This is a genomic window from Pseudorhizobium flavum (genome assembly GCF_044142885.1).
Lineage (GTDB): Bacteria > Pseudomonadota > Alphaproteobacteria > Rhizobiales > Rhizobiaceae > Neorhizobium > Neorhizobium flavum.
This window is the reverse complement of the sequence record NZ_JBIOKZ010000005.1, coordinates 171982-196535: the sequence shown is the minus strand read 5'-3', so window position 1 is coordinate 196535 and position 24554 is coordinate 171982. Positions and strand designations below refer to the sequence as shown.

Below are 24554 nucleotides of genomic sequence, written 5' to 3'. Positions count from 1 at the left end.
TCACAACAATGGAGAGATAAGAGGCTCAGCCTTCCTTCTCCTTCCAACCCGATATGTCAATATAACCCCGCAAATCAGCGGCGGTCTTCCTTGTCTGGTGGCGCGGCGAGCTTGTTGAAGTAGGCCGATGTCCTGAGCAGTGCCCGAAAACGCCTTGGCCGCTCATCCGGTGGCACCGGCGGACGCGTCCCCATTCGCCTCAGCGTGAAGACCGCAAATCCCGCGAAGATGACGGAGGTATAGATGAAGAAGACGTCCGGACCGTAATATTCGAGCAGCAGCGAGGCGAGTAGCGGCCCGACCGTTGCGCCGACCGACCAGTAGAAGAGCAGTCCGGCGGAGACGAGTGCGTGTTCGCCCTCCTTGGCGTAGTCGTTGCCGTGGGCGGAGCAGAGCGAGTAGAGCGGCATCGAAAAGGCGCCGAACAGGAAGACGCCGATGATGTTTGCGGTCTCGCTCGTGCCCGCGCCGAAGGAGAGATAGGCACCCGTGATGATGGAGCCGATCGTCGTCCACAGGATGACGGTCCGTCGGTCCAGCCGGTCGGAATACACGCCGAGCGGATATTGCAGCACAACGCCGCCGATGATGCCGGCGCTCATGAAGGTGGCGATCGAGGTGATGCTCATGCCGATCGCTTCCCCGTAGATTGGCCCGATATTTCGGAAGGCCGCCATCGCGAGGCCCACGCAAACGACGCCGACGACTGCGAGCGGCGAAATGCGCCAGACCGCCTTGAGGTCGAAGCGGATCGCCTCGGGCGGCGTCGGGCTCGAGCGGTCGGCAAGCGAGATTGGCACCAGCGAGAGGGTCATGGCGATCGCGATGATGCTGAAGATCACCGTTCCCTCTATGCCCGCCACCGGGATCATGTACTGCGCCGCCGTCACCGAGCCGAGGTCGACGAGCCGGTAGATGGAAAGCGTGCGGGCGCGATTGGCGTTCGTCACCTTGGCGTTGATCCAGCTTTCAACCGTCGCAAACAGGCTTGCCACCGCAATTCCGATAACGAAGCGCATCAGGAACCAGAAGGTCGGATCGATGATCAGCGACATCGCCAGCGAGCAGGATGCGCCGATCGCGGCCATGGCCGAGAAGGTGCGGATATGGCCGATCTCGCGCAGCAGCCGGGTGACGTAGATGCAGCCGATGGCAAAGCCGACGCTGTAGCCGGCACCAATCATGCCGATGAGGGAAGGGGAGAAGCCTTCGTAGGAGCCGCGCAGGGCGATGTACGTGCCCTGGAGCCCGTTGCCGCCGATGAGGATCCCGGCGGTGACGAGCAGGGGAATCAGCGGACGGATCTGGCTCATGGAGTGCTTTCGGGAGACGTGCTGCGCGACTCGCTCCCCGTGCGGTGGAGCAAGCGAGCATAGGCCGGCAATGCTTCCGCTGTCTCTGGAAATCAGCGTGCCATAATACAGCGAGAGCCGCTTCGGGATGCGTCCGCTACTGGCCGCTGAGGTAGCGACGGTTGACCCATCCCTCCCAGCCCGCGACCCTTATCTTCTGCCAACCATTCCTCGCATAGGGCAGGAACGCGATGTCGCATTGGTTGCGGGGCAGGCGTGCCAGCACCTTCGACTGCGGCGAAGGCCAGGCCCTGAGATTCAAGCGGTCGTCGGGGGCGACGCCGGTCACGCAGTAGAGCGAAGGAGACACCATCGAGATGTAATGCCTGTGAAGCCAGCCGGTGTCGTGCCTCGTTTCCACTGGGCACCAGTTGCCCTGGCATTCGCCAATAACGATGACGCCGCACTCGTCGTGCCGGAGCCGGTTGACGATTGGTGCGGACGAAGCCGCCGCACGCCGAACGTTCAGGACGTCGTCTGTCCGCACGTTCACGACGCAGTGCTCTTCGCCAGGGATCACCTGCGCGTAAGAGAGGGCCGGCATCAGCAAACCGGCAGACCCGGCGAGCGCCGCGAGAGCCAAACCCAAGGAGGGTGTGAAGCGTTCAGAAAGTCGCCGCGACAACATGGTAGCTGGGACCACGATTGGTGTCGGCGTGCTTGGCGAGCAATGGAGCGCCGACGAGAAAGGCCGCAAGAGCAAGGATGAATGCTGGACCCTGAAGTGGCATCGGCTGATCCTCAACGGTTAACAGCGTCTAAAGTAGATGAGTCAAATTAATCACAGCTGAACAAGCGTGGTTAACCCGGCAACCTGGGATCAATCGGGCAATCGAACTGCCGACGAATACAGCGCGCCTTGGGGCAGCGATCGCAATGCCGGTTGGGTGCGGTGGTTAACGCCGCAGGAACCACGATTCCGCTGTAACAGGCCCGGTAACATTTCTGTGCGGGAACCGAATTGGAGAGGATCGGTTCTCCACCCGAAGCTAGATGAAAGGATATCTCTGATGTTTGTCGGAAAAACGCTCGCGGCCGGGGCAGTCAGTGCCCTGATGTTCGTCACCTCCGTCTTCCCCGCCGGAGCAGTCGTCATGCCGACGGTGAAGGCTCCGCAGATCTCCGACGTGGAGCAGGTCCGGAATCATCGGGATCGCGATCGTCGCTACTATCGGGATCGGGACGATCGGCGCGGTTATTACCGCGGACATCGCGGATCCAGGGAATATCGTCGTGGTTACCGTCGCCACAATGATGGCTGGTGGTACCCGCTCGCTGCCTTCGGAGCCGGCGCGATCATCGGCGGCGCGATCAACCAGGGTCGGCCTGCGCAGGCGCTGCCCAGCAGGCATGTCCAGTGGTGCGCCAACCGCTACCGCACCTATCGCGCTTCCGACAATACCTACGTGCCTCGGGTCGGCGTACGTGCCCAGTGCAGGTCGCCCTATCTATAGTGTCACCGGATAAGGACGCATAACGCCTCCGCAGTAAGACCCGCCACCGTGACCCGGTGGCGGGTCTTACCGTTTGCGCCGGCGTCTGGCCTCGGCGAAGACCTCTTGCGCCTTGACAAACCGGGCTGACCATGCGCTTTTCGCGCCGATTTTCTTGCCAGCTGTCCGGCAGTGCTTCGCACGCCGCTTGATTCAGCATCGCACCAGTCCGGGATACCTAAAGATGCACCGTTACCGCAGTCACACCTGTGCCGCCCTCAGGAAGTCCGATGTCGGCTCCACCGTCCGCATCTCCGGTTGGGTCCATCGCGTCCGCGACCACGGCGGCGTCCTCTTCATCGACCTGCGTGACCATTACGGCATGACCCAGGTCGTCGCGGATCCCGATTCGCCGGCGTTCAAGATTGCCGAGACCGTTCGTGGCGAATGGGTAATCCGTGTGGATGGCATGGTGAAGGCCCGCACCGACGATACCATCAACAAGAACATGCCGACCGGCGAGATCGAGCTCTACGCCCAGGAGATCGAAGTCCTCTCTGCCGCTAAGGAACTGCCGCTGCCGGTCTTCGGCGAGCCGGACTATCCGGAAGACGTGCGTCTCAAGTACCGCTTCCTGGATCTCCGCCGCGAAACGCTGCACAGGAACATCGTCAAGCGCACCCAGGTGATCGCTGCCATGCGCCGCGAGATGGCCAATGTCGGCTTCACCGAATATTCGACACCAATCCTGACCGCGTCCTCGCCGGAAGGTGCCCGCGACTTCCTCGTCCCGAGCCGGATTCACGAGGGCAAGTTCTTCGCGCTGCCGCAGGCGCCGCAGCAGTACAAGCAGCTGCTGATGGTCGCCGGCTTTGACCGCTACTTCCAGATCGCCCCCTGCTTCCGAGACGAAGACCCACGCGCCGATCGGCTGCCGGGCGAATTCTACCAGCTCGACCTGGAGATGAGCTTCGTCACGCAGGAGGATGTCTGGACGACCATGGAGCCCGTCATCCGCGGTATCTTCGAGGAATTCGCCGAAGGAAAGCCAGTCACCCCCGAATTTCCGCGCATCCCCTATGACGAGGCGATCCGCAAATACGGCTCCGACAAGCCGGACCTGCGAAACCCGATCGTCATGGAAGCCGTCACCGAGCACTTCGCCGGCTCCGGCTTTAAGGTCTTCGCCAACATGATCGCTTCCAATTCAAAGGTCGAGGTCTGGGCAATCCCTGCCAGGACCGGCGGAAGCCGCGCCTTCTGCGACCGCATGAACGCCTGGGCGCAGAGCCAGGGCCAGCCCGGCCTCGGCTATATCTTCTGGCGTCAGGAAGGTGCAGTACTCGAGGGGGCAGGCCCGCTCGCCAAGAACATCGGCGAGGAGCGCACCGAGGCGATCCGCACCCAGCTCGGCCTCGACGAGGGTGATGCCTGCTTCTTCGTCGCCGGCGAGCCGGAAAAGTTCTACAAGTTCGCGGGCGAGGCCCGCAACCGTGCGGCCGACGAGCTGAACCTCATCGACAGGGACCGGTTCGAGCTCTGCTGGATCGTCGACTTCCCGTTCTTCGAATGGAACGAGGACGAGAAGAAGGTCGACTTCGCCCATAACCCGTTTTCCATGCCTCAGGGTGGCATGGACGCTCTGGAAAACCAGGATCCGCTGACGATCAAGGCCTTCCAGTACGACATGGTCTGCAACGGCTTCGAGATCGCCTCCGGCTCGATCCGTAACCAGTCGCCGGAACTCATGGTCAAGGCTTTTGAGAAAGTGGGCCTGAGCCAGGCGGACGTCGAGGAACGCTTCGGCGGCCTCTACCGTGCCTTCCAGTACGGCGCACCGCCGCACGGCGGCATGGCGGCCGGCGTCGATCGTATCGTCATGTTGCTGACTGGTGCGAAGAACCTGCGCGAGATCACGCTCTTCCCGATGAACCAGCAGGCGCAGGATCTCCTGATGAACGCTCCGTCGCCCGCAACGGCGACGCAGCTGCGCGAACTTGCATTGCGCGTGGTGCCCTCGAAGAAGGACTGAGCTGGCGTCCCAGCCATCGAATTGCACAGACGGCGGCCTCGGGCCGCCGTTTGTGTTTCACCGGTACACCTTTGGTGAAGAGCTGATCGCCGCTGCGAGGGGAACCATCCTCTGCCTCCGGTATTGTCTGGCCAGCAGAAGCACAGGAGAAAGAACATGCGCATTCAGCTCATCGCCGCCACCGCGGCCCTCGTTATGGTTTCGGGCGCTGCTCTGGCGCAGAGCGCCATCGTCGTCCAGGAACAGGCGCCGGTCGTGACAGGTGCAACGGTTGTCGTCCCCGGCGAAGTCCGCACCTATGTCATGGAGCAGCGCGTCCCTTCGGTTGCCTACGAAGGCGAGATCGTCGTCGGCGCCCCGCTTCCGGAGGCGGTGGAAGTGCGCACCGTCGATGGCTACAATGACTATGCCTATACCGTCGTCAACGAGCGCCGGGTGCTGGTAAACCCGCAGACCCGCACCGTCATTCAGGTTCTGGATTGATAGCTTCGAAAGCCCGGATCGCCGATCCGGGCTTTCCTTCGTCGCCTGACGATGATCAAGTTGCACTGCAGCAACCTAGCCGCTATAGACCCTCCATCACAAGGACTCGGGTGAAATTCCCGGGTGGCTCTTCCGGCCGCCGATCCGCCGGACAACGCAAAGCATCATCTCTTCCTCCCGCCGAAAACACCCGCTTCCGGCCGATGCTCATTTTGCGAAAAATCCCAGATGAACGGTCTCACACACTACAAACGCGAATGGTTTTCCAACATCCGCGGCGACATCCTTTCGGGCATCGTCGTTGCACTCGCCCTCATCCCTGAAGCCATCGGTTTTTCGGTCATTGCCGGTGTCGATCCCAAGGTCGGCCTGTTCGCTTCCTTCGCCATAGCCTGCGTCTCCGCCTTCACCGGCGGACGCCCGGGCATGATCTCCGCCGCCACCGCAGCAACGGCGGTCTTGATGGTGACGCTGGTCCGCGACCACGGCCTGCAATATCTCTTCGCCGCGACCCTGCTGATGGGCCTCCTGCAGATCCTCGCGGGTGCTGCCCGGCTTGGCCGCGTCATGCGCTTCGTCTCCAAGTCGGTGATGACCGGCTTCGTCAACGCGCTCGCCATCCTGATCTTCATGGCGCAATTGCCGGAACTGATCGGCGTGCCGGTCGAGACCTATGTGATGATTGCAGCCGGCCTCGCCATCATCTATCTCTTTCCTCTGGTGACGCGCGCCATCCCGTCGCCGCTGGTGGCGATTGCGGTGCTGACGGCCGTCGCCTTCTATTTCGGCATGGACATACGCACGGTCGGTGATCTTGGCGAACTCCCAGACAGCCTGCCGATCTTCGCGCTGCCACAGGTGCCGCTCACCTGGGAAACCCTGGAGATCATCCTGCCCTATTCGCTTGCTCTCGCGGCTGTTGGATTGTTGGAATCGCTCCTGACGGCGAAGATCGTCGACGACATGACGGACACAAACAGTAACAAGAGCCAGGAATGCGTAGGGCAGGGGGTGAGCAACATCGCCTCCGGTCTGATCGGCGGCATGGGCGGCTGTGCGATGATCGGTCAATCCGTCATCAATGTCAGCTCCGGCGGGCGCGGGCGCCTGTCGACCTTCGTTGCCGGCGCCTTCCTTCTCTTCCTGATCCTCGTCCTCGATGAGATCGTCCGCATCATCCCGATGGCCGCCCTAGTGGCGGTGATGATCATGGTCTCCATCGGCACCTTCTCGTGGCGCTCCGTCCTCGACCTGCGCCGGAACCCACTGCCGTCGTCGATCGTCATGCTGGCAACGGTCATCACCGTCGTGGCAACCCATGATCTGGCGAAGGGCGTGCTGGTCGGCGTGCTACTCTCCGGCGTATTCTTTGCCGGCAAGGTCTCACGGCTCTTTCATGTCCGCTCGAAAGCGAGTGCCGACGGCACGCAGCGCACCTATCACGTCGACGGCGAAATCTTCTTCGCCTCCACCGAGAGCTTCATCAAGGCGTTCGACTTTTCCGAACCCCTCAAGCGGGTAACGATCGATGTGACCGAGGCGCATCTGTGGGACATCACTGCCGTCGGTGCCGTGGATGACGTGGTGCTGAAGTTCCGCCGCCACGGGGTCGAGGTGGAACTGCGTGGCCTCAATGAAGCGAGCGCCCACATGATCGACCGCTTCGGCGTGCACGACAAGGACGACGCGCCGCAGACGCTGGCTGGGCACTGAGCGAATTCGCCATAACTGGCGCGTGAAGGCGCCAGGGGCGGCAAGATTTGCAACAGTCTGCAAATTTGGTTAGGCAGAGTGTACAGTCTAACTGTATATTCCGCGAGGGTCTTGATGTCCGCCATAAACAAGGAAGTGGTTCGTCGCTTCAACATCGAAGTCATCCAGAATGGCAATGAGGACGAATTCCGCGCGATGATGGCGCCGGACTTCATCAACCACGCGGCACCGGAAGGAATGCCGAATGGCCCCGAAAGCATGTGGAACACCTTCCAGACCGTCCTTCGTCCTGCCCTGTCGGACCTGACGGTGACGATTCACGATCAGGTCGCCGAAGGCGACAAGGTCACCACGCGAAAGACGATCAGTGGAGTACACACGGGAACCCTTCTGGGCGTTCCGGCGACAGGCAGGGAAATCGCCATCAGCGTGATCGACATCGTGCGAGTCCAGGACGGCAGATATGCGGAGCATTGGGGTTTGAACACGCTGTCAAACATCCTTGCGAACCTGTCGAAGCCATGATCGGGTCAGGCTAGAGTAGCCGATCGAGCAAACGGACGGCTGCTTCAAGCGTTCGTCTGTCCTCCTGCGAAAGGCGTTCCTCTATCAGGGCGGCGATCTCCGATGTCCGGGCCCGGCGAGAGCGGAGCAGTTCGGCACGTCCATTCTCGGTGATGGAAAGAAGCTGGCTGCGCCCGTCGGCTGGGTTGGGCATCTTGCTGATCAACCCAGCCGATTCCAGCTGCCCGGCAACCAGCCGCATGCTCTGATGCCTGACGTTGCGACGTTCCGCCAGTTCGGCAACACTCAGCGGCCCTGACCGGTCCAGAAGCGATAGCGTTTCCGACTGCGAAGTTGTCGGGGTATTCGCCTTCGTCTTGACGCCCCGGATGAATTTGCCAAGCGTGACGCGAAGGTCTTCTGCAAGGGTCAGTGCAGTGGTGTCTTTTTCCGATTCGGCGTCTGCGGCCATCACTTTCCCTATCCTGCGAAACACCCGTTGGACCTCGTGTGCGCAAGCAAAACCCAATGGAACTGCGTTGGTCAGCATAACCGCCATTAAACTACTGCCGGCACGACGTGTCGCGCCGGATCGCGGTGACGACTGCGTCTCTCGCCGATCCTATATGCCGGAGCCGTCAAGTTCTGCCTCGTCCTTGCCTTCCCATGCGGGGGGCAAGGTGAGTGCCTCGACATTAGCTGCAGGCATCGGCATCCAGCACTTCAGCTCCGGCTCCGCATATTCGATGATCCGGCCGGGCGCGGAATCGGAGGAGCGCCAGGCCTCTCCTCCATGCTGGTCTCCGCTGGCCCAGTAGACGAGATCGACGGCGCCGGGGCCTTGTTCGGACGGGCGTATGGTCACAAGAATGCGACTGCCGTCCTTCGGTGCGGAACGCATCTGCCGCCAGCGGCCATGTTCATCCATTCTTCTTTCCTCCCAGACAGTTGGCCCAAGTGTCGCCGCGAGATCGCGTTCGGTCAATTCCAGTGCCCCAGCGCGATCCAGAGCATTTGTCGCCTGTCGGTCACGTCACGAAAGGCATGATGTCGACGCCGTCACCTGGGAATACGGTCAGATGCGGATGGTCGCGGAATAGCTGCGCGGCCGCTTCGGCGGTTACCGCTTCGACGACGAGATAGCCGCAGAACGGATTCCGGGCCGCCGCCACGCCGTCCTTCGTCACGCGTGTCGTCTTGCCAACCATTCCGCCACGATCGACGATGAGCGCGGCATTGCGTTCTTCCCAGGCTTTCCATTGCGCTACGCCCACGGCATCGACCGCATCCTGCTCGGCCTTCGGCATGTTTCGAAACGACGCAAGGTCCTCGGGCTTCATCGTGTAGACGGCAAGAAACCGGGGCATCGGCGTAACCTCCATCCGCTCAGTTGGCCTCCCACGCCGCCGTATCCCTGATGGCGGCCTGTTCTGCCACTACTGTCTCCGGTTTGCCTCCACCGTCACGCCCAGCACGTCCGGAAGCGTGTTCGGCGCTCCCATGGCAGCGCCCATGATCATCGGGAAGGGGACCGGGTTTTCGGGCTCGGCCGAGATTGTCAGGTTGCCGGGGTTGTCGAGATAGGTGTTGACGGCTTCCGTCACCATGTTCTGCAGCTTCGGCACATTGTACTGGGCGAGCATCATCGGCGTCATCGCCTTCAGCATCTGGGCCATGTTCTCACCCGAGACGCCCTGTTCCTTGCCGGCATAGTCGAGCGCCCGGCTGGTGATGCCGGCATCCTGGAAGCTGATCTCGGCACTGTTGAAGGTCAGTCGCTGCATCAGGCCGAGCATCGCAAGGCTCGCGGCATCCTGCGCCTCCTTGCCGGCGTTCGCTTCCATGGCCTGTGACGCCTGCTGCGCAGCACGCACGAAGTCCATGGTGTAGCCGGAGAAGCTGAGGGCCATCGAGAGCTTGCCGACATTGGCGAAATCGAAGACATATTCTTCGAGATCGACCACACCTTCTTCTGCCTGCCAGCTTCCCGACAGGCTCATGGTCCCCGAAAGCTTCGTCATCCCGAGCGACTGGAGAGCCTCACGGGACTTGGCATCCTCGACCGTCGACAGATCGGCTTCAATGCCGTCGACTTCGATCGCAAATCCGACCGCGGACTGGTCTTCGGCAACATCGGTGGCGGAACTGGACGAGGCGACCGAGAATACGGTCTTTCCGTCGACAGTGACCTTCATCGGTCCGGTAGACGCTTCCTCATAGAGAAGGACGGAGTCCAGGCTATCGCCCGTGGCCGTGGCGGGGACGGTCACGCCGCTCATCGATATGTCTGAGATCGTGACAGTGGTCTTGTCTTCCGTCGCGGTCACATCGGGAAAGGCCACGGTCTCTATGAAGTAGCCGCCATTGTCTTCCTCGACGCCCTCGAGGGTGATGTCCCCAAGCGTGATGGCGGGGTCGGCCTCGACCGGCTTATAGGTGGCGCCGCGCAGGGTCACTGTGGACCCGCGCACGTCGATTGTCTGGGCAGCGAGCGGAGCGCCCGGCATGCCCATGGCCGCATTCAGCTTCGCCATCAGGTCTGTTCCGTCAAGCGAAAATGCAGGCCCTGCCATCATCATCAAAGCGCCGCCGGCTGCCAGAGCCCGCATCGTGCCTGCATAAGACATCGTCAATCCTCCTGTAGGCATCTGCCCGTAGCGTTCCGTTTTGCCTGTTATACGAGGCAGCGAAGAAACGTCCATGGTTTTTGTTCCCCGCCGACAGTGGTGGAAGCGCCGTGTCTGTGCCGTCATCCACAGGCGCATGTCCTGTATTTCTTGCCGGGAATCGGGCTTTCCGCTAGTCAAGGCCCCATGGGACAAAATCTTACACCGCCGTCAGACGGCGAGGGCGGCGACCATATCCTTCCGGTCGACCTGAAGGCGGCACTCGAAGAGCGCTATCTCGCCTATGCACTGTCGACGATCATGCATCGCGCGCTTCCGGACGTCCGGGACGGCCTGAAGCCGGTGCATCGTCGCATCATCCATGCAATGAGCGAAATGGGCATCCGTCCCAACTCGGCTTTCAAGAAATGCGCCCGCATCGTCGGCGACGTCATCGGTAAGTTCCACCCACATGGCGACCAGTCGGTCTATGACGCCCTGGTGCGCCTGGCGCAGGATTTCTCGCAGCGATACCCGGTCGTCGACGGGCAGGGCAACTTCGGCAATATCGACGGCGACAGTGCGGCCGCCTATCGGTACACCGAGGCGCGCATGACCGAGGTGGCAGCTCTTCTCCTCGAGGGGATCGACCAGGATGCCGTCGACTTTCGCCCGACCTACAACGAGGAGGACGAGGAACCCGTCGTCCTGCCGGCGGCCTTCCCGAACCTTCTTGCCAACGGCGCCTCCGGCATCGCGGTCGGCATGGCGACGTCCATCCCGCCCCACAACGCCCATGAACTCTGCGACGCAGCACTCCACTTGATCAAGCATCGGGATGCGACCGTCGAGAAGCTCGTTGAATTCGTTCCCGGCCCGGACATGCCGACCGGCGGCATCATTATCGATAGCCGCGAGTCCATCATCGAGTCCTACAAGACCGGTCGCGGCGGCTTTCGCGTGCGGGCGAAGTGGGAGACGGAGGACCTTGGTCGCGGCGGCTACCAGATCGTCGTCACCGAAATCCCCTATCAGGTGCAGAAGTCGCGGCTGATCGAGAAGATCGCTGAGCTCCTCATCGCCCGCAAGCTGCCGCTGCTTGAGGATGTCCGGGACGAATCCGCCGAGGATGTCCGTATCGTGCTCGTGCCGAAGAGCCGCACGGTGGACGCCACGCTGCTGATGGAATCGCTCTTCCGACTGACCGATCTGGAAAACCGCTTCCCGCTCAACATGAACGTCCTGTCCATGGGCAAGGTGCCCAAGGTCATGGCGTTGAACGAGATCCTGCTGGAATGGCTGGACCACCGCAAGACCGTCCTCATCCGGCGCTCGAAATTCCGGCTTGCCGCGATCGACCGGCGGCTGGAAATCCTCGGCGGCCTGCTGATCGCCTATCTCAACCTCGACGAGGTGATCCGCATCATCCGCGAGGAAGACGAGCCGAAGCCGGTGATGATTGCCAAATGGGATCTCACGGACATCCAGGCCGAAGCCATCCTCAACATGCGCCTGCGCAACCTGCGCAAGTTGGAGGAGTTCGAGATCCGCAAGGAGTTCGATGAACTCACCCAGGAGAAGGCCGACATCGAGGCGCTGCTCGCCTCCGATGACAAGCTGTGGCGGGTGGTGGAAGTCGAGATCCAGGACGTCAAGAAGAAGTTCGCCAAGGCAACCGAGCTTGGCCGCCGGCGCACGCAGTTCGCCGAAGCTCCGGAAGCGGACGTTGACGCCATCCAGCAGGCGATGATTGAGAAGGAGCCGGTGACGGTCGTCCTCTCGCAGAAGGGCTGGATCCGTGCGCTGAAGGGCCATATCGGCGACACCTCGTCGCTCACCTTCAAGGAAGGTGATGCGCTGAAGCTCGCCTTCCCGGCCCAAACTACGGACAAACTGCTGCTCGTCACCACCGGAGGCAAGGCCTACACGCTCGGAGCCGACAAGCTGCCGGGCGGCCGCGGCCATGGCGAGCCGGTCCGCATCATGGTGGACATGGAGAACGACCAGGACATCCTGGCTGCCTTCGTCCACGACCCGTCGCGCAAGCTGATCCTTGCCTCGACTGCCGGCAACGGCTTCGTGGTGGCAGAAAGCGAAATGGTCGCCAATACCCGCAAGGGCAAGCAGATCATGAATGTTGGTATGCCGGACGAGGCAAAGCTCGTCGTGCCGGTGTCCGGCGATCACGTCGCGGCGGTCGGGGAGAACCGCAAGATGCTTGTCTTCCCGCTCTTGCAACTGCCGGAAATGACCCGCGGCAAGGGCGTGCGCCTGCAGCGCTACAAGGACGGCGGCATTTCTGACGTGAAGTGCTTTGCCATGGACCAAGGCCTTACCTGGGAGGATTCGGCCGGCCGCGTCTTCACGAAGACGAAGGACGAACTGGTGGAATGGCTGGGCGACCGCGCCTCTGCCGGCCGCCTGGTGCCAAAGGGCTTCCCCCGCAGCGGCAAGTTCGCGGGATAATCAGGGGTAGCGGACGGTGTGATCGCGCAGAAAGCCCGTCGCACCTTCCTCGTCGATCTCACCTGCAGTGACGGCGAGGACGAAGGCGACGATTTCCGCCTGCGTCGCTTCGATCAGGTATCCGTTGATGAGCAGGAAGGTGAAGGCAGCAAGGTAGGCGGTCCGCTTATTGCCGTCTGCGAACGCGTGACCGCGCGCAAAACCGCATAAGTAAGCTGCGGCCAAGCAAAAGAGATCCTCTTCGCCGTAGTTGTTCTTGTGGAGAGGGCGTGCCAATGCCGCCTCAAGCGCGTTTTCATCTCGGATGCCCGGCAGTCCCCCATGTTCCGCCAACTGCTCGCAATGGATGATCTCGATTGCTGGCCGCGATAGCCATTTCACAGTTGTCACTTCGCCAGTTCTCGGAGGGCAACCTTATATTTTTGCATGCCCACACGGGCAGCCTTCAGTTGCTCGGCAAGGTCGGGTTGCTCCGGTACCAGGGAAATGCTGCCCCCTTCTTCCCGAATTTCGACGGTATCCCCCGCCTTCAGTCCGAGACGATCCAGCACGTCCTTGGGGATGATGATGCCCTCGGAATTGCCGATCTTACGAATTGTGGCGTTCATGGTTGAGCCCTTGTGTTGTAACGAGGTTATAACATGAGGGTTGATGTGCTGGCAATCAAGCGAGCAAGCCGGCCTCTTTTCCTAGGCGCATCAGCCGCATCTGCCACACCGAATGCGCTACCAGCGCCATCACGAGGATAGCACCTCCGACAAGCGCTTGCGCTGCCGGAACTTCGGAGAATACGATCCACACCCAGACCGGTGCGAGGATAGTCTCCAGCAGGTAGAACATGCCGACCTCGGGGCCGCTGAGATAACGCGGGCCGGTCGCGAGGCACCAGAAGGCGAGGGGGATCATCACGGCGCCGTCGAAGATCACCCAGACCGGCGCAGCGACGGCGAAACCCTGCTGCGCCACGAAGACGAGCCCGACCAATGCCGGGATAACCGTCGCCACCAGCGGGACGAAACCCATGTCGCGCCCGCTCTTGCGGCCGATCGTGATGGCGCCGGCGAGCAAGGCCGACGTCGAAAGCGCAAGCCCGTCACCGAACAACCCGCCAGCCTCCAGCCCACCCGCGACGATCAGAGCCACACCCGCAACCATCACGCTCATGGTCACGATCGTGGAGAATGAAGGCACCTCCTTCAGGCCAGCCAGCAGAACAGGGCCGCGAACATCGGGGTGAAGGCGACGATGAAGACGACATTGGCCGTCGCGGTGTTGAAGACGGCGCCAAGGAAGGTCATTGTCGAAATCCCGTAGCACAGGCCGGCAAGCACGCCCGCCTTGCCGGGCACGAGCACCGGGCGCTTCTTCGAGAAGAAGCGCAGCAGGAGCCAAATCGTCATGCCCGCTGCAAACGTCATCACGCTGCGCAGCGCGATGACCGACCACACCTCGCCCTGTCCGAGCTTGACGAGCGGGACGTCAAAGGAGAGCGCAAGCCCGCCGAGGGTGGTCAGGGCAAGGCCCTTCTGGTGATCATTCATGGGATGGGTCTTCAGATGTCGGTGGCGGGGTCGAAGCGTTCCCAGCCGCGCGGCGTCAGGTGTTCCTGCGGCTGAAAGCGCGTCTTGTAGCCCATTTTGCTCGATCCCTTCACCCAGTAGCCGAGATAGACATGCGGCAGGCCGAGCGCCTGCGTGCGGCTGATGTGATCGAGGATCATGAAGGTGCCGAGCGAGCGCTTGGCAAGACGTGTGTTGAAGAAGGAATAGACCATGGACAGGCCGTCGCTCATCGTGTCTGTCAACGCGACTGCCAGCAGTTCACCCTTCCGCTCGCCGATACCCGCTCCCGGCTCACGCTTGCGGTACTCAATGATGCGTGTGTTGACATGCGTGTCCTCGACCATGATCGCATAGTCGAGCGCCGACATGTCCGACATGCCGCCCCTCTGGTGGCGGTCGTCGAGGTATCGCCGGAAGAGCGAAAACTGCTCGGTCGACGGTTGCGCCGGCAGGAGCGTCGACACCACGTCGGCATTGGCGGCGAGCACGCGCCGCATCGTCCGCCCGGGCTGGAATTCGTCGGCGAGGATGCGAACGGAAATACAGGCCCGGCAGGTCTCGCAGGCGGGGCGATAGGCGATGTTCTGGGATCGCCGGAAGCCGCCCTGGGTCAGGAGGTCGTTCATCTCCGCCGCCCGCGGCCCGACCAGGTGGGTGAACACCTTGCGCTCCATCTGACCCGGAAGGTAGGGACAGGTCGCCGGGGCTGTCAGGTAGAACTGCGGGGAAGGCGTGGTCTGAGTATTCATCGCGGCGCGATTGGTTCCGTCCTGGCTTCCAGATGATGCCGTAACAGCCATACCATGGCGCAGATTGGGAAAACGTCAACAGCGCCTGAAGTGGTTGCTCCGGGCGCCGTGCGATAAGGTGTTGATGGACCCGGTCAGTCGGTACGGACGATGACGGTGCCCAGCAGCATGTCATGGACGAGCCGCGACCGCTCGGTGAATAGGCCCGCAAGCAGGATGAGCGGCGTCAGCACCGAATTGATGATCCAGAACAGCACCGTGTGGACCATGGCGGTCAGAAAATCCATCCGACGGCCGTCGAGCCGCATCATGGCTACACCCATGGCCCGCATGCCGGGCGTTGCCTGGTTGGGGCCGCCGAGCGTCATGCCGAAATAGAGAAGCGCGACGATGACGAAGAGCGCCGGATAGAGAAAGAAGCCAAGGCCGAGCGTGATGATGCCAAGGAAGAAGACGATCACCGCGGCTGGAATGCACAGCAGCAGCACGATGGCGTAGTCGATCACGAAGGCGAAGGCCCGCCGTGACAGCACGCCGCTATAGGCGCGCCAGTCGTCCGGCGCGGTGTAGGTCGGGGTCGGGTCGAGGCTCATCGGCTTTGTCTCCGGTTAGGTGATAAAGCATATGGGAGGTCTCCGCCGCTGGTGCAAGCGCAGCTCCTCCGTCACCCCTTTGCGAGCTTCCGCGCCACTTCCAGCGAGAAATAGCTGATAATGCCGTCGCAGCCGGCGCGCTTGAAGCAGAGCAGGGTCTCCATCATGATCCGGTCGCCGTCGATCCAGCCGTTCATCGCCGCCGCCTTGATCTGCGTGTATTCCCCTGAGACCTGGTAGGCGAAGGTGGGAAGTCCGAACGCTTCCTTGATGCGCCAGCAGATGTCGAGATAGGCGAGGCCCGGCTTCACCATCAGCATGTCGGCGCCTTCCTCGACGTCGAGTGCGGCATCGCGCAACGCTTCCGTGCCGTTCGCCGGGCTGATGTAATAGCTGTTCTTGTCGCCCTTCAGCAGACCGCCGGTATTGATCGCCTCGCGATAGGGACCGTAGAAGCCCGAGGCGAACTTCGTGGCGTAGGACATAATGCCAATATCCTGATGGCCGGCGGCATCGAGCCCCCGGCGGATGGCGCCGATCCGGCCGTCCATCATGTCCGACGGCGCGATGATGTCGGCGCCCGCATCGGCCTGCATCACCGCCGCACGCACGATCTGGTCGACCGTTTCGTCGTTGACGATGACACCGTCGCGCAGGATGCCGTCGTGGCCGTGGCTCGTGAATGGGTCGAGCGCCACGTCGGTGATGATGCCGATGTTCGGGACCGCCTTCTTGATCGCCGCCGTTGCCCGGTTGATGAGGTTGTCCGCGGCGAGGCTCTGGGAGCCTGTCTCGTCGCGCAATTCCATCTCGATGTCGGGGAAGGTCGCGATCGCGGGGATGCCGAGGTCGGCCGCCTCCTTCACCGCCTCCACCGCTTTGTCGACGCTCATCCGGTTGACGCCCGGCATGGCGGCGATGGGATCAATGATGCCGGTGCCCGGCACGAGGAAGATCGGCCAGATCAGATCATCGACGGTCAGCCGGTTCTCCTGCACCATGCGTCGCGTCCAGTCCGCCTTGCGGTTTCGCCGCATGCGACGGTGGCCGGTGATCTGGTCCACCAGATGCGTCTTGTCGGTCATGGAGATGCCTCGCTGTCTTTTCGTGATGTCATGCCACTTACCATCCCGGAGGATGATTGCGAATGGCCAGATCGACGCGCCCCGCTTGCGTCTGGCTTCTTGCGGCTGGCGGCTGCAACGCACGCCGGGTAATGTGGCGCCATGGAACCTGATTCACCCACAGTGCCGAAGCGGACGCTGACGCAGATCCTGTTCGTCCTGTTTCTCCGTATCGTCGCCATGACCTGCTTCTGGTTCGGCCTGCAGTATTGGGCGATGTTGGTGGGATACACCCTCGACGGTCGCGGACGATTCGATCTGCTGTCCCTTCCGTGGCAGGTGGCCGCGCCAAGCCTCGCAGTGCTGTTTCCGGTAGCCTCCCTCGGTCTCTGGCTTGCCGTCTCGTGGGGGCCGGTCCTCTATGCGCTGGCGGCGATCATCCAGTTTCTGATGTACAATCTGTGGGCGGATATTTTCGGCGCGAACGTCTTCGTCCTGCTTTTCCACGCGGTCGTCGCGCTTCTCTATCTGCTCTTCCGCATCGCTTTCTGGCTGGAAGACCGGCGCAGGGCGGAGCAGGTAACCCCCCGTTAACCCTCGTTCGAAAGCTTTCAAGCTTCCGATTTTAATGAATTTCGGACCTAATCTATTGATTTTTATGGAGCGATCTGCGTCGCGACGGATGCTGCCTTGTCTCGGCCGCAATCGACGAGTGCCGGGTAAGCGCTTGTTAAGTATGTGTTTTAAGTCGAATTTTATGGGCATTCGATAGTCTCACTCACAAGGCGGGAAGACAACAAACACCGCCAAGCAAAACAGTGAGGCAGACAACATGAACACGAAGCTGAAGCCGCAGGCAGCCGTCGCTGCCGAAACCCGCGAAGATGCAATCCGCTCGCTCTACCTAGAATCCCTTCACCTGGTCGAGCGTCTCCACCGCCGCCTTCTCGATGTCATCAAGGACGAGTTCGACCGCCAGGGCCGTGACGACATCAACGCAGTCCAGGCGCTGCTGCTTTTCAACATCGGCAATTCGGAACTCTCGGCCGGTGAGCTTCGCTCGCGGGGCTACTGCCTCGGCTCGAACGTCTCCTACAACGTCAAGAAGCTGGTCGACCTCGGCTTCATCAACCACCAGCGCTCCCGCATCGACCGCCGGTCGGTTCGCATCAGCCTGACCGAGGAAGGCCAGGAGATCGCCGAAACCGTCGCCAAGCTCTACGAGCGCCATATTGGCTCGATCGAGAAGGTCGGCGGCATCGGCGAGGGCGAGTTCGCCCAGATGAACAAGCTCCTGCAGCGCCTCGACCGCTTCTGGAACGATACCATCGCCTACCGCCTCTGATCCGCGACACTCCTCCAGTCGCCATCAAAACCGGACGCGTCCCTGCGCGGCCGGTTTTTGCGTTGCCGGAAAACCACAGCGCTCTGCCCCCATCGCCCGTCACGACCTTGTCATCGCTGTCATCGCCCGGTGGCCTTCGCCGAGACACGAATTGGCCATATTGCCGTGTGATCCGCGCTATCGGGTCGCTGGGACTGGAATCACCCATTGGGGTCGTCGCCGGCTGCGCAATTTGCGCCTTTGTTAACCATGTACCGCTAGGTCTGAACGGCAGCTGCGGGATGAGATGGGTAGGATGATGTCGAAGAAGATCGGATCGGAACAGGTTTCTCGCCGGATGCTCCTGCGCTCGGCTGCAACGTTCGGCGCAGCGGCGCTTGCCGCGCCGGCACTCGCCCAGACGGCGATCGATCACCTGATCGCAGCCCCACGCCGCGGGACCTGGGACGATCAGTTCGATGCCAAGGGCAGCTCGCGCACGGTGGCTGCCGTCGCCACGCACAATCCGGTTCTCGGTCCCCATGCACCGGGCAACATCCAGCAGGCGATCATGAACTACCAGATGATCGTTGCGAATGGCGGTTGGCCGGAGGTCAATCCGACGCAGACGCTTCGCCTCGGAGCCGTCGACCCGTCCGTGCATCAGCTGCGCCAGCGGTTGATGATCTCGGGAGATCTTCCGCAGTCCGCCGGCATGTCGGCAGCGTTCGATTCCTATGTCGACGGCGCCGTGAAGCGCTTCCAGGCTCGCCATGGCCTCCCGGCCGACGGCGTCATGGGCGAGTTCACCGTCAAGGCGATGAACGTGCCCGCCGCGACACGCCTGCACCAGCTCGAAACCAACCTCGTGCGCCTGCAGTCCATGTCCTCTGCGGATCTCGGTCGTCGCTATGTCATGGTCAATATCCCCGCCGCCTACATCGAAGCGGTGGAGAATGGCCGCGTCGCGCTCCGCAATACGGCCGTCGTCGGCAAGATCGACCGTCCGACCCATGTCATCAACTCGAAGATCTACGAAGTCATCCTCAATCCCTATTGGACGGCCCCACGCTCGATCATCGAGAAGGACATCGTCCCGCTGATGCGCAAGGATCCTACCTACCTGACGCGCAACAACATCCGCCTGTTTGACGGTAACGGCAACGAGGTGGCGCCGGAGACGGTGGACTGGAACGCGCCAAAGGCACCGAACCTGATGTTCCGCCAGGACCCGGGCAAGATCAACGCCATGTCCTCCACGAAGATCAACTTCCACAATCCGCACAACGAATACATGCACGACACGCCGCAACAGGGCCTGTTCAACAAGTTGATGCGGTTCGAATCCTCAGGCTGCATTCGTGCCCAGAACGTCCGTGACCTGACGACCTGGCTGCTCAGGGAAACCCAGGGGTGGGACCGGCAGAACATGGAGCGGGTGATTGCCAGCCGCGTCAACACGCCGATCAAGCTGGCCGAGGAGATTCCGATCTACATCGTCTACATCAGCGCCTGGTCGGCATCCGACGGTGTGGCCCAGTTCCGCGACGACATTTACCAGATGGATGGTGCGACCGAGCTTGCGCTGCAGACGACGACCGGTGTCGAGCAATCCGCGGGGCCGATCAGCGAAGAAGACTTCCTGCCGCAGTAAGCTGCGCATCTGGAGACACTTGAAGCCGCGGCCGGTTGCCGCGGCTTTTCGCGTCTTAGGAACAGCGGCGCGACACTTCAAATCACCTGCGCCGTATTGCCGAAGTCCGGGCCACCCGTTAAGACGCGGGGGCACAAGCATCCCGACCTCCTGAGGAGCCCTGCCCATGTCGAATACCGACGCCTTCTTCTCCCGCCCGCTTGCCGAATCCGATCCGGAGATCTTTGGCGCGATCGAGAAGGAGCTTGGTCGCCAGCGCCACGAGATAGAGCTGATCGCCTCCGAGAACATCGTCTCCCGTGCCGTGCTCGAAGCTCAGGGCTCGATCATGACCAACAAGTATGCCGAGGGGTATCCCGGCAAGCGCTATTACGGCGGCTGCCAGTTCGTGGACATCGCCGAGGAACTGGCGATCGAGCGGGCCAAGAAGCTCTTCGGCGTCAACTTCGCCAACGTCCAGCCGAATTCCGGTTCGCAGATGAACCAGGCCGTGTTCCTGGCGCTCCTGCAGCCGGGCGACACATTCATGGGTCTTGACCTGAATTCCGGCGGTCACCTGACCCACGGATCGCCGGTGAACATGTCCGGCAAATGGTTCAACGTCGTCTCCTACGGCGTGCGCGAGGACGACCACCAACTCGACATGGATGAAGTCGCCCGCAAGGCCGAGGAGCACAAGCCGAAGCTGATCATCGCCGGCGGCACCGCCTATTCGCGCATCTGGGACTGGAAGCGTTTCCGCGAGATCGCCGATTCTGTCGGCGCCTATCTCATGGTCGACATGGCCCATATTGCCGGCCTGGTCGCGGGCGGCGTGCATCCGTCGCCGTTCCCGCATTGCCATGTCGCCACCACGACGACCCATAAGTCTCTGCGCGGCCCGCGTGGCGGCATGATCCTGACGAATGACGAGGATCTGGCGAAGAAGTTCAACTCCGCCGTCTTCCCCGGCCTCCAGGGCGGCCCGCTGATGCATGTCATCGCCGCCAAGGCCGTCGCCTTCGGCGAGGCACTGAAGCCGGAATTCAAGGATTACGCCGCGCAGATCGTCAGGAACGCCAAGGTGCTCTCCGAGACCCTGGTCAAGGGCGGACTCGACATCGTCTCCGGCGGTACCGACAACCACCTGATGCTGGTCGACCTGCGCAAGAAGAACGCCACCGGCAAGCGCGCGGAGGCGGCACTTGGGCGCGGCTACATCACCTGCAACAAGAACGGCATTCCTTTCGATCCGGAAAAGCCCTTCGTCACTTCCGGCATCCGTCTGGGTACCCCGGCGGGTACGACGCGCGGCTTCAAGGAGGGTGAGTTCACCGAGATCGGCAACCTGATCGTCGAAGTCCTCGACGGCCTGAAGGCGGCCAATTCCGACGAGGGCAATGCCGCGGTCGAGGCGGCGGTACGCGAGAAGGTCGTGGCGCTGACCGACCGCTTCCCGATGTACCCCTATATGTGAAGCTGAAGGAGCGGGAATGCGCTGCCCCTATTGCGGTTCTGAAGACACTCAGGTCAAGGATTCGCGCCCGGCGGAGGATAATACCTCCATCCGCCGGCGGCGCATCTGCCCCGATTGCGGCGGACGCTTCACCACCTTCGAGCGGGTGCAACTGCGCGAGCTGATGGTCTTGAAGAAAACCGGTCGCAAGGTGCCCTTTGACCGCGACAAGCTGGTGCGCTCCTTCCAGATCGCGCTGCGCAAGCGGCCGGTCGACGGCGATCGGATCGAGCGGGCCGTCTCCGGTATCGTCCGTCGGCTGGAAAGCTCGGGGGAGACGGAGATCTCATCCGAACAGATCGGCCTGCAGGTGCTGGAGGCATTGAAGAGCCTCGATGACGTCGCCTTCGTCCGCTACGCCTCGGTTTACCGGGATTTCTCCCATGCGGAGGACTTCGAGAAGGTGATCGAGGAGATCAACGCCAAGATCGCCCGCGATCCCGGGCTCGAGCCCTGATCCCGTGAGCGTGACGCCACAGGACCGGCGATACATGGCGGCTGCCATGCGGCTGTCGCGCTGGCACACCGGGCTGACCGCCACCAATCCCTCTGTTGCCGCACTTGTCGTGAAGGATGGCGCGATCGTCGGCCGCGCCGTGACCGCACCTGACGGCCGGCCCCATGCGGAAACGCAGGCGCTCTCCGAAGCCGGCGAGAAGGCAAGGGGGGCGACCCTCTACGTCACGCTCGAGCCCTGCTCGCACCACGGCAAGACCCCGCCCTGTGCCGATGCCATCACCGCCGCCGGCGTTGCCCGCGTCGTCGTCTCGCTGACCGATCCCGATCCCCGCGTTTCCGGGCGCGGCCTTGCCATCCTGCGCGATGCCGGCATCACGGTGGAAAGCGGCGTCCTGGAGGAGGAGGGACGCAGGACCCTCGCCGCCTATCTCATGCGCCAGACGAGGGGCCGGCCGCAAGTGACTCTGAAGCTTGCGGTTTCGGCGGACGGCATGATCGGCAGGAGAGGCGAGGGCCAAATCGCCATCACCGGTCTCGCCGCCCGCGCCCAGGTGCATGTGCTGCGTGCCGAGATGGACGCCATCCTCGTCGGCATCGGCACAGCGCTCGCCGACGATCCCGAACTCACCTGCCGAACGCCCGGTCTCGAAGCCCGCTCACCGCTCCGCATTGTACTGGATCGCCGGATGGAACTGCCGCCGATCTCAAAGCTCGTGCGATCGGCTAACAACGTGCCGGTGCTCGTGGCGTCCATTGCTGGTCCCGCGGCGTCATCTGAGCTGAACGCGCGCCGCGCCGCGCTCGCCGATGCCGGCGTCGGGCTGCTTGAAGCCGAGACACTCGGCACCTTCCTCTCGGGCCTCGCTGCCCGCGGCATCTCCTCGCTGCTGGTCGAGGGTGGCGCCCGCGTCGTCCAGGGCTTTCTTGCAGCCGGCCTCGTCGACCGCATCCTCCTCTTCGAAGGCGCAGCCACTGTGGGCGAGGGTGGCCTTGCATCGCCGCTCACGCGTGCCGATATGCCGAACGGCTTCCGCCTCCAGCGCGAATATACGTTCGGGCCTGATCGGCTCTTCGACTACGAAAGGTTTTCCTGATGTTCACGGGTATCGTCACCGATGTCGGCACGGTTTCCAGCGTCACGCCGATGGATGAGGGCGTGCGGCTGAGGATCGCTACCGCATATGACCCGAGGACCATCGAGATCGGCGCCTCCATCGCCCATTCCGGCGTCTGCCTCACCGTGACGGCGCTGCCGGGCGAGGGGGAGAATGCCCGCTGGTTCGAAGTCGAGGCCTGGGAGGAGGCGCTCAGGCTCACGACCATCGCTGGCTGGAGCGAGGGCACGCGCGTCAACCTGGAACGGGCGCTGAAGATCGGCGATGAACTCGGTGGCCACATCGTCTCCGGCCATGTCGACGGCAAGGCCGAGATCCTCTCGGTCGAGCCGGAAGGCGAGGCGGTGCGCATCCGCCTGCGGGCTCCCGAGGCACTCGCCCGTTTCGTCGCGCCGAAGGGTTCGGTTGCGCTGGACGGCACCTCGCTCACCGTCAACGCCGTCGACGGCGTCGATTTCGATGTACTCCTCATCCGCCACACGCTCGCCGTCACCACTTGGGGCGATCGCAAGCCCGGCGATTTCGTCAACTTCGAGGTCGACACCATGGCGCGCTACGCCGCACGGCTGGCGGAATTTCCGGTGAAGGGCTGACACCACCGAACGGCCTCATCTTCCGTTGTTCGCTCCAGCCATAAACACCGCCCGTTGTGCCTCAAAAGCGCGCCGGTAGGCGGGACGCGCCTGACCGCGCGCCACATAGGCCGCAAGGTTCGGATATTCCTCCAGAAGCCCCGCGCCCTCCAGCCGCCGCAGCACGGTCACCATCAGGATATCCGCCGCGCTGAACGCGCCGTCCAGCCAGTCGGCATCACTCAGCCGGGCGGAAAGCTGGCCAAGGCGCCGGCGGATGCGGTCTTCCACCATGCCGAGGCGCTCCTGGTACCAGTTCCGGTCGCCCTCCAGGTACCCCGCCATCTCGCGCTCGACGATCACCGGCTCCATGGTGCTGAGCGCCGCAAACATCCAGCTGATCGCCCGTGCACGGGCCTCCGGATCCTCCGGCAAGAGCCCCGGATGGTGCTCGGCGATATGCAGCACGATCGCTCCGGTTTCAAACAGGGCAAGCCCGTGCTCTTCATAGGTCGGGATTTGCCCGAATGGCTGGAGCGCCAGATGCGCCGGCTCCTTCATCGCCTGAAACGACAGCAGGCGAATCTCGTATGGTAACCCTGCCTCTTCGAGCGCCCAGCGCACCCGCATGTCGCGGGCGTGACCCTGCCCGCGATCGGGTGAGTTTTCGAATGCCGTGATGGTGATGCTCATCCCCGCCTCCTGTGGTTTCCCTGAAGACGGCCGGCGAGGACGCATTCCGACATCCGGCGCCATCGGCGAGGGGCAATCCCGCCGGGGCATCTCGTCGCAACCGTGGCGCCCACCTTCGCAATTGCCACAGCATCGCCTATGTAGAGTGCAATAGACAGGACCCGTAGTCATGCATCCCGATCTCAATGCCAGGGCGGCCCACTCCGCCGCCATCCGCGAGCGTGCCGCCGCTGAGATGAAGGCGATCGGCGTCGACGAAGCCTTCATCGCGAAGCTCGTCGATACCTTCTACGGCCGCGTGCTTGCCCATCCCGAGCTCGGCCCGGTCTTCGATGCGCGCCTTGCAGGCCGCTGGCCGCAGCACATGGAGAAGATGAAGGCCTTCTGGTCCTCAGTCGCCTTCCGCACCGGTGCCTATGGCGGCAAGCCTGTCCAGGCCCATATGGGCGTTGCGAACATGACGCCGGACCTCTTTCCGCAATGGCTGTCGTTGTTTGCTGACACCCTCGATGACATTGCGCCTAGCGAGGAAGCCAAGGCCTGGTTCATGGCGACCGCCGAGCGCATTGCCAGGAGCCTGACGCTGTCGCTTTTCTACAATCCCGCACTCGACGATCCGGCCCTGCGCCGAAGCTGATCGATCCTCGGCGGCCGCCCGCGCAAAGTGGCCTTTGCTTGACTTCCA

General features: G+C 62.6%; 27 protein-coding genes, 1 pseudogene and 1 other annotated feature. Of the genes and pseudogenes, 14 read left to right on the top strand and 14 right to left on the bottom strand.

Features of this window, described 5'->3' with window-relative positions; all coding sequences use genetic code 11:
• Positions 1–74: 74 nt before the first annotated feature.
• The 3 genes from ACEPP2_RS12090 to ACEPP2_RS12080 all read right to left on the bottom strand — a co-directional run bounded on the left by ACEPP2_RS12090 (position 75) and on the right by ACEPP2_RS12080 (position 2083).
• Positions 75–1313 carry an MFS transporter gene (locus tag ACEPP2_RS12090; RefSeq protein WP_281977583.1) on the bottom strand — a complete coding sequence of 413 codons (1239 nt, stop codon included), beginning with the start codon at positions 1311–1313 and terminating at the stop codon, positions 75–77.
• A gap of 136 nt (positions 1314–1449) precedes the next feature.
• Complete coding sequence (locus ACEPP2_RS12085) at positions 1450–1896, bottom strand: SH3 domain-containing protein (protein ID WP_172973605.1); 447 nt, start codon at positions 1894–1896, stop codon at positions 1450–1452.
• A 61-nt stretch (positions 1897–1957) separates the two neighbouring features.
• Complete coding sequence (locus tag ACEPP2_RS12080; protein ID WP_395516744.1) at positions 1958–2083, bottom strand: hypothetical protein; 126 nt, start codon at positions 2081–2083, stop codon at positions 1958–1960.
• A 279-nt stretch (positions 2084–2362) separates the two neighbouring features.
• Between ACEPP2_RS12080 and ACEPP2_RS12075 the strand changes: the two genes are divergently transcribed.
• The 5 genes from ACEPP2_RS12075 to ACEPP2_RS12055 all read left to right on the top strand — a co-directional run bounded on the left by ACEPP2_RS12075 (position 2363) and on the right by ACEPP2_RS12055 (position 7538).
• On the top strand, positions 2363–2806 hold the full coding sequence (locus tag ACEPP2_RS12075) for a BA14K family protein (protein ID WP_395516743.1): 444 nt from the start codon (positions 2363–2365) through the stop codon (positions 2804–2806).
• Positions 2807–3029: 223 nt separating this feature from the next.
• Complete coding sequence (gene aspS / locus ACEPP2_RS12070; protein WP_395516742.1) at positions 3030–4817, top strand: aspartate--tRNA ligase; 1788 nt, start codon at positions 3030–3032, stop codon at positions 4815–4817.
• Between the two features lie 156 nt (positions 4818–4973).
• A complete protein-coding gene (locus ACEPP2_RS12065; protein ID WP_395516741.1) occupies positions 4974–5300 on the top strand; it encodes a DUF1236 domain-containing protein in 327 nt (108 codons plus the stop codon).
• Positions 5301–5399: 99 nt separating this feature from the next.
• Positions 5400–5457: a sequence feature (sul1 is cis-regulatory element that is thought to sense ions involved in sulfur or methionine metabolism; They are found in Alphaproteobacteria), on the top strand.
• Between the two features lie 71 nt (positions 5458–5528).
• Positions 5529–7013: a SulP family inorganic anion transporter gene (locus tag ACEPP2_RS12060; protein ID WP_395516740.1), complete on the top strand. Its 1485-nt coding sequence runs from the start codon at positions 5529–5531 to the stop codon at positions 7011–7013.
• A 114-nt stretch (positions 7014–7127) separates the two neighbouring features.
• The gene (locus ACEPP2_RS12055; RefSeq protein WP_395516739.1) at positions 7128–7538 is read left to right on the top strand and encodes an ester cyclase; all 411 of its coding nucleotides are present in this window, start codon (positions 7128–7130) and stop codon (positions 7536–7538) included.
• A 10-nt stretch (positions 7539–7548) separates the two neighbouring features.
• Here the strand turns inward: ACEPP2_RS12055 and ACEPP2_RS12050 are convergent, their stop codons facing one another.
• The 4 genes from ACEPP2_RS12050 to ACEPP2_RS12035 all read right to left on the bottom strand — a co-directional run bounded on the left by ACEPP2_RS12050 (position 7549) and on the right by ACEPP2_RS12035 (position 10144).
• On the bottom strand, positions 7549–7989 hold the full coding sequence (locus tag ACEPP2_RS12050) for a MarR family transcriptional regulator (RefSeq protein WP_395516817.1): 441 nt from the start codon (positions 7987–7989) through the stop codon (positions 7549–7551).
• A 150-nt stretch (positions 7990–8139) separates the two neighbouring features.
• A complete protein-coding gene (locus tag ACEPP2_RS12045) occupies positions 8140–8445 on the bottom strand; it encodes a hypothetical protein (protein WP_395516738.1) in 306 nt (101 codons plus the stop codon).
• Between the two features lie 100 nt (positions 8446–8545).
• Positions 8546–8884, bottom strand: a complete 339-nt coding sequence (locus ACEPP2_RS12040) for a hypothetical protein (protein ID WP_395516737.1) — start codon at positions 8882–8884, stop codon at positions 8546–8548.
• Positions 8885–8953: 69 nt separating this feature from the next.
• On the bottom strand, positions 8954–10144 hold the full coding sequence (locus tag ACEPP2_RS12035; RefSeq protein WP_281977577.1) for a hypothetical protein: 1191 nt from the start codon (positions 10142–10144) through the stop codon (positions 8954–8956).
• Positions 10145–10330: 186 nt separating this feature from the next.
• On the opposite strand from ACEPP2_RS12035, the gene parC reads away from it, so the two are divergent.
• Entirely contained in the window at positions 10331–12589 is a 2259-nt protein-coding gene (gene parC / locus ACEPP2_RS12030) for a DNA topoisomerase IV subunit A (protein WP_395516736.1), read from the top strand.
• Here the strand turns inward: parC and ACEPP2_RS12025 are convergent, their stop codons facing one another.
• From ACEPP2_RS12025 to hemB, 6 genes and pseudogenes are all read right to left on the bottom strand, one after another.
• Entirely contained in the window at positions 12590–12979 is a 390-nt protein-coding gene (locus ACEPP2_RS12025) for a type II toxin-antitoxin system death-on-curing family toxin (RefSeq protein ID WP_395516735.1), read from the bottom strand. It lies immediately after the preceding gene.
• The gene (locus tag ACEPP2_RS12020; protein ID WP_077547108.1) at positions 12976–13197 is read right to left on the bottom strand and encodes an AbrB/MazE/SpoVT family DNA-binding domain-containing protein; all 222 of its coding nucleotides are present in this window, start codon (positions 13195–13197) and stop codon (positions 12976–12978) included. Before ACEPP2_RS12020 ends, ACEPP2_RS12025 begins: the two co-directional genes overlap by 4 nt.
• 55 nt (positions 13198–13252) lie before the next feature.
• A pseudogene (locus tag ACEPP2_RS12015) lies at positions 13253–14130 on the bottom strand (DMT family transporter).
• Between the two features lie 11 nt (positions 14131–14141).
• On the bottom strand, positions 14142–14900 hold the full coding sequence (locus tag ACEPP2_RS12010) for an arginyltransferase (protein WP_077547110.1): 759 nt from the start codon (positions 14898–14900) through the stop codon (positions 14142–14144).
• A 134-nt stretch (positions 14901–15034) separates the two neighbouring features.
• Positions 15035–15493 carry an RDD family protein gene (locus ACEPP2_RS12005; RefSeq protein WP_052637837.1) on the bottom strand — a complete coding sequence of 153 codons (459 nt, stop codon included), beginning with the start codon at positions 15491–15493 and terminating at the stop codon, positions 15035–15037.
• Between the two features lie 71 nt (positions 15494–15564).
• A complete protein-coding gene (hemB, locus tag ACEPP2_RS12000; RefSeq protein ID WP_395516734.1) occupies positions 15565–16578 on the bottom strand; it encodes a porphobilinogen synthase in 1014 nt (337 codons plus the stop codon).
• Positions 16579–16719: 141 nt separating this feature from the next.
• Here hemB and ACEPP2_RS11995 point away from each other — a divergent pair, with 141 nt between their 5' ends.
• From ACEPP2_RS11995 to ACEPP2_RS11965, 7 genes are all read left to right on the top strand, one after another.
• On the top strand, positions 16720–17151 hold the full coding sequence (locus tag ACEPP2_RS11995) for a DUF6163 family protein (protein ID WP_152337157.1): 432 nt from the start codon (positions 16720–16722) through the stop codon (positions 17149–17151).
• 238 nt (positions 17152–17389) lie between these two features.
• Positions 17390–17902, top strand: coding sequence for a transcriptional regulator LdtR (ldtR, locus tag ACEPP2_RS11990; RefSeq protein WP_395516733.1), 513 nt, complete (start codon positions 17390–17392; stop codon positions 17900–17902).
• A gap of 298 nt (positions 17903–18200) precedes the next feature.
• Entirely contained in the window at positions 18201–19535 is a 1335-nt protein-coding gene (locus ACEPP2_RS11985) for a L,D-transpeptidase family protein (protein ID WP_395516732.1), read from the top strand.
• A 166-nt stretch (positions 19536–19701) separates the two neighbouring features.
• Positions 19702–20991, top strand: coding sequence for a serine hydroxymethyltransferase (glyA, locus tag ACEPP2_RS11980; protein WP_395516731.1), 1290 nt, complete (start codon positions 19702–19704; stop codon positions 20989–20991).
• A 16-nt stretch (positions 20992–21007) separates the two neighbouring features.
• Positions 21008–21487 carry a transcriptional regulator NrdR gene (nrdR, locus tag ACEPP2_RS11975; protein ID WP_052637842.1) on the top strand — a complete coding sequence of 160 codons (480 nt, stop codon included), beginning with the start codon at positions 21008–21010 and terminating at the stop codon, positions 21485–21487.
• Positions 21488–21521: 34 nt separating this feature from the next.
• Positions 21522–22583 (top strand): bifunctional diaminohydroxyphosphoribosylaminopyrimidine deaminase/5-amino-6-(5-phosphoribosylamino)uracil reductase RibD, encoded by a 1062-nt coding sequence (gene ribD / locus ACEPP2_RS11970; RefSeq protein WP_395516730.1) that lies wholly within the window; start codon positions 21522–21524, stop codon positions 22581–22583.
• Complete coding sequence (locus ACEPP2_RS11965) at positions 22583–23197, top strand: riboflavin synthase (RefSeq protein WP_395516729.1); 615 nt, start codon at positions 22583–22585, stop codon at positions 23195–23197. Before ribD ends, ACEPP2_RS11965 begins: the two co-directional genes overlap by 1 nt.
• A 15-nt stretch (positions 23198–23212) precedes the next feature.
• On the opposite strand, the gene ACEPP2_RS11960 is transcribed toward ACEPP2_RS11965, so the two are convergent.
• Positions 23213–23869, bottom strand: a complete 657-nt coding sequence (locus ACEPP2_RS11960) for a glutathione S-transferase family protein (RefSeq protein WP_395516728.1) — start codon at positions 23867–23869, stop codon at positions 23213–23215.
• 169 nt (positions 23870–24038) lie between these two features.
• Here ACEPP2_RS11960 and ACEPP2_RS11955 point away from each other — a divergent pair, with 169 nt between their 5' ends.
• Positions 24039–24506 (top strand): group III truncated hemoglobin, encoded by a 468-nt coding sequence (locus tag ACEPP2_RS11955; RefSeq protein WP_077547117.1) that lies wholly within the window; start codon positions 24039–24041, stop codon positions 24504–24506.
• The last annotated feature ends 48 nt before the right edge of the window (positions 24507–24554 follow it).

What these genes read in the sequence shown, in the direction of transcription:
- ACEPP2_RS12065 (WP_395516741.1), top strand. Translation starts at nt 4,974, where the DNA reads ATGCGCATTCAGCTCATCGCCGCCACCGCGGCCCTCGTTATGGTTTCG.
- ACEPP2_RS11955 (WP_077547117.1), top strand. Translation starts at nt 24,039, where the DNA reads ATGCATCCCGATCTCAATGCCAGGGCGGCCCACTCCGCCGCCATCCGC.
- ACEPP2_RS12055 (WP_395516739.1), top strand. Translation starts at nt 7,128, where the DNA reads ATGTCCGCCATAAACAAGGAAGTGGTTCGTCGCTTCAACATCGAAGTC.
- ACEPP2_RS12075 (WP_395516743.1), top strand. Translation starts at nt 2,363, where the DNA reads ATGTTTGTCGGAAAAACGCTCGCGGCCGGGGCAGTCAGTGCCCTGATG.
- aspS (WP_395516742.1), top strand. Translation starts at nt 3,030, where the DNA reads ATGCACCGTTACCGCAGTCACACCTGTGCCGCCCTCAGGAAGTCCGAT.
- ACEPP2_RS12040 (WP_395516737.1), bottom strand. Translation starts at nt 8,884, where the DNA reads ATGCCCCGGTTTCTTGCCGTCTACACGATGAAGCCCGAGGACCTTGCG.
- ACEPP2_RS12045 (WP_395516738.1), bottom strand. Translation starts at nt 8,445, where the DNA reads ATGGATGAACATGGCCGCTGGCGGCAGATGCGTTCCGCACCGAAGGAC.
- ACEPP2_RS11985 (WP_395516732.1), top strand. Translation starts at nt 18,201, where the DNA reads ATGTCGAAGAAGATCGGATCGGAACAGGTTTCTCGCCGGATGCTCCTG.
- ACEPP2_RS12060 (WP_395516740.1), top strand. Translation starts at nt 5,529, where the DNA reads ATGAACGGTCTCACACACTACAAACGCGAATGGTTTTCCAACATCCGC.
- ACEPP2_RS12085 (WP_172973605.1), bottom strand. Translation starts at nt 1,896, where the DNA reads ATGCCGGCCCTCTCTTACGCGCAGGTGATCCCTGGCGAAGAGCACTGC.
- hemB (WP_395516734.1), bottom strand. Translation starts at nt 16,578, where the DNA reads ATGACCGACAAGACGCATCTGGTGGACCAGATCACCGGCCACCGTCGC.
- ACEPP2_RS12080 (WP_395516744.1), bottom strand. Translation starts at nt 2,083, where the DNA reads ATGCCACTTCAGGGTCCAGCATTCATCCTTGCTCTTGCGGCCTTTCTC.
- ldtR (WP_395516733.1), top strand. Translation starts at nt 17,390, where the DNA reads ATGAACACGAAGCTGAAGCCGCAGGCAGCCGTCGCTGCCGAAACCCGC.
- nrdR (WP_052637842.1), top strand. Translation starts at nt 21,008, where the DNA reads ATGCGCTGCCCCTATTGCGGTTCTGAAGACACTCAGGTCAAGGATTCG.
- ribD (WP_395516730.1), top strand. Translation starts at nt 21,522, where the DNA reads ATGGCGGCTGCCATGCGGCTGTCGCGCTGGCACACCGGGCTGACCGCC.
- parC (WP_395516736.1), top strand. Translation starts at nt 10,331, where the DNA reads ATGGGACAAAATCTTACACCGCCGTCAGACGGCGAGGGCGGCGACCAT.
- ACEPP2_RS11960 (WP_395516728.1), bottom strand. Translation starts at nt 23,869, where the DNA reads ATGAGCATCACCATCACGGCATTCGAAAACTCACCCGATCGCGGGCAG.
- ACEPP2_RS12050 (WP_395516817.1), bottom strand. Translation starts at nt 7,989, where the DNA reads ATGGCCGCAGACGCCGAATCGGAAAAAGACACCACTGCACTGACCCTT.
- glyA (WP_395516731.1), top strand. Translation starts at nt 19,702, where the DNA reads ATGTCGAATACCGACGCCTTCTTCTCCCGCCCGCTTGCCGAATCCGAT.
- ACEPP2_RS12005 (WP_052637837.1), bottom strand. Translation starts at nt 15,493, where the DNA reads ATGAGCCTCGACCCGACCCCGACCTACACCGCGCCGGACGACTGGCGC.
- ACEPP2_RS12035 (WP_281977577.1), bottom strand. Translation starts at nt 10,144, where the DNA reads ATGTCTTATGCAGGCACGATGCGGGCTCTGGCAGCCGGCGGCGCTTTG.
- ACEPP2_RS12020 (WP_077547108.1), bottom strand. Translation starts at nt 13,197, where the DNA reads ATGAACGCCACAATTCGTAAGATCGGCAATTCCGAGGGCATCATCATC.
- ACEPP2_RS12010 (WP_077547110.1), bottom strand. Translation starts at nt 14,900, where the DNA reads ATGAATACTCAGACCACGCCTTCCCCGCAGTTCTACCTGACAGCCCCG.
- ACEPP2_RS11995 (WP_152337157.1), top strand. Translation starts at nt 16,720, where the DNA reads ATGGAACCTGATTCACCCACAGTGCCGAAGCGGACGCTGACGCAGATC.
- ACEPP2_RS11965 (WP_395516729.1), top strand. Translation starts at nt 22,583, where the DNA reads ATGTTCACGGGTATCGTCACCGATGTCGGCACGGTTTCCAGCGTCACG.
- ACEPP2_RS12090 (WP_281977583.1), bottom strand. Translation starts at nt 1,313, where the DNA reads ATGAGCCAGATCCGTCCGCTGATTCCCCTGCTCGTCACCGCCGGGATC.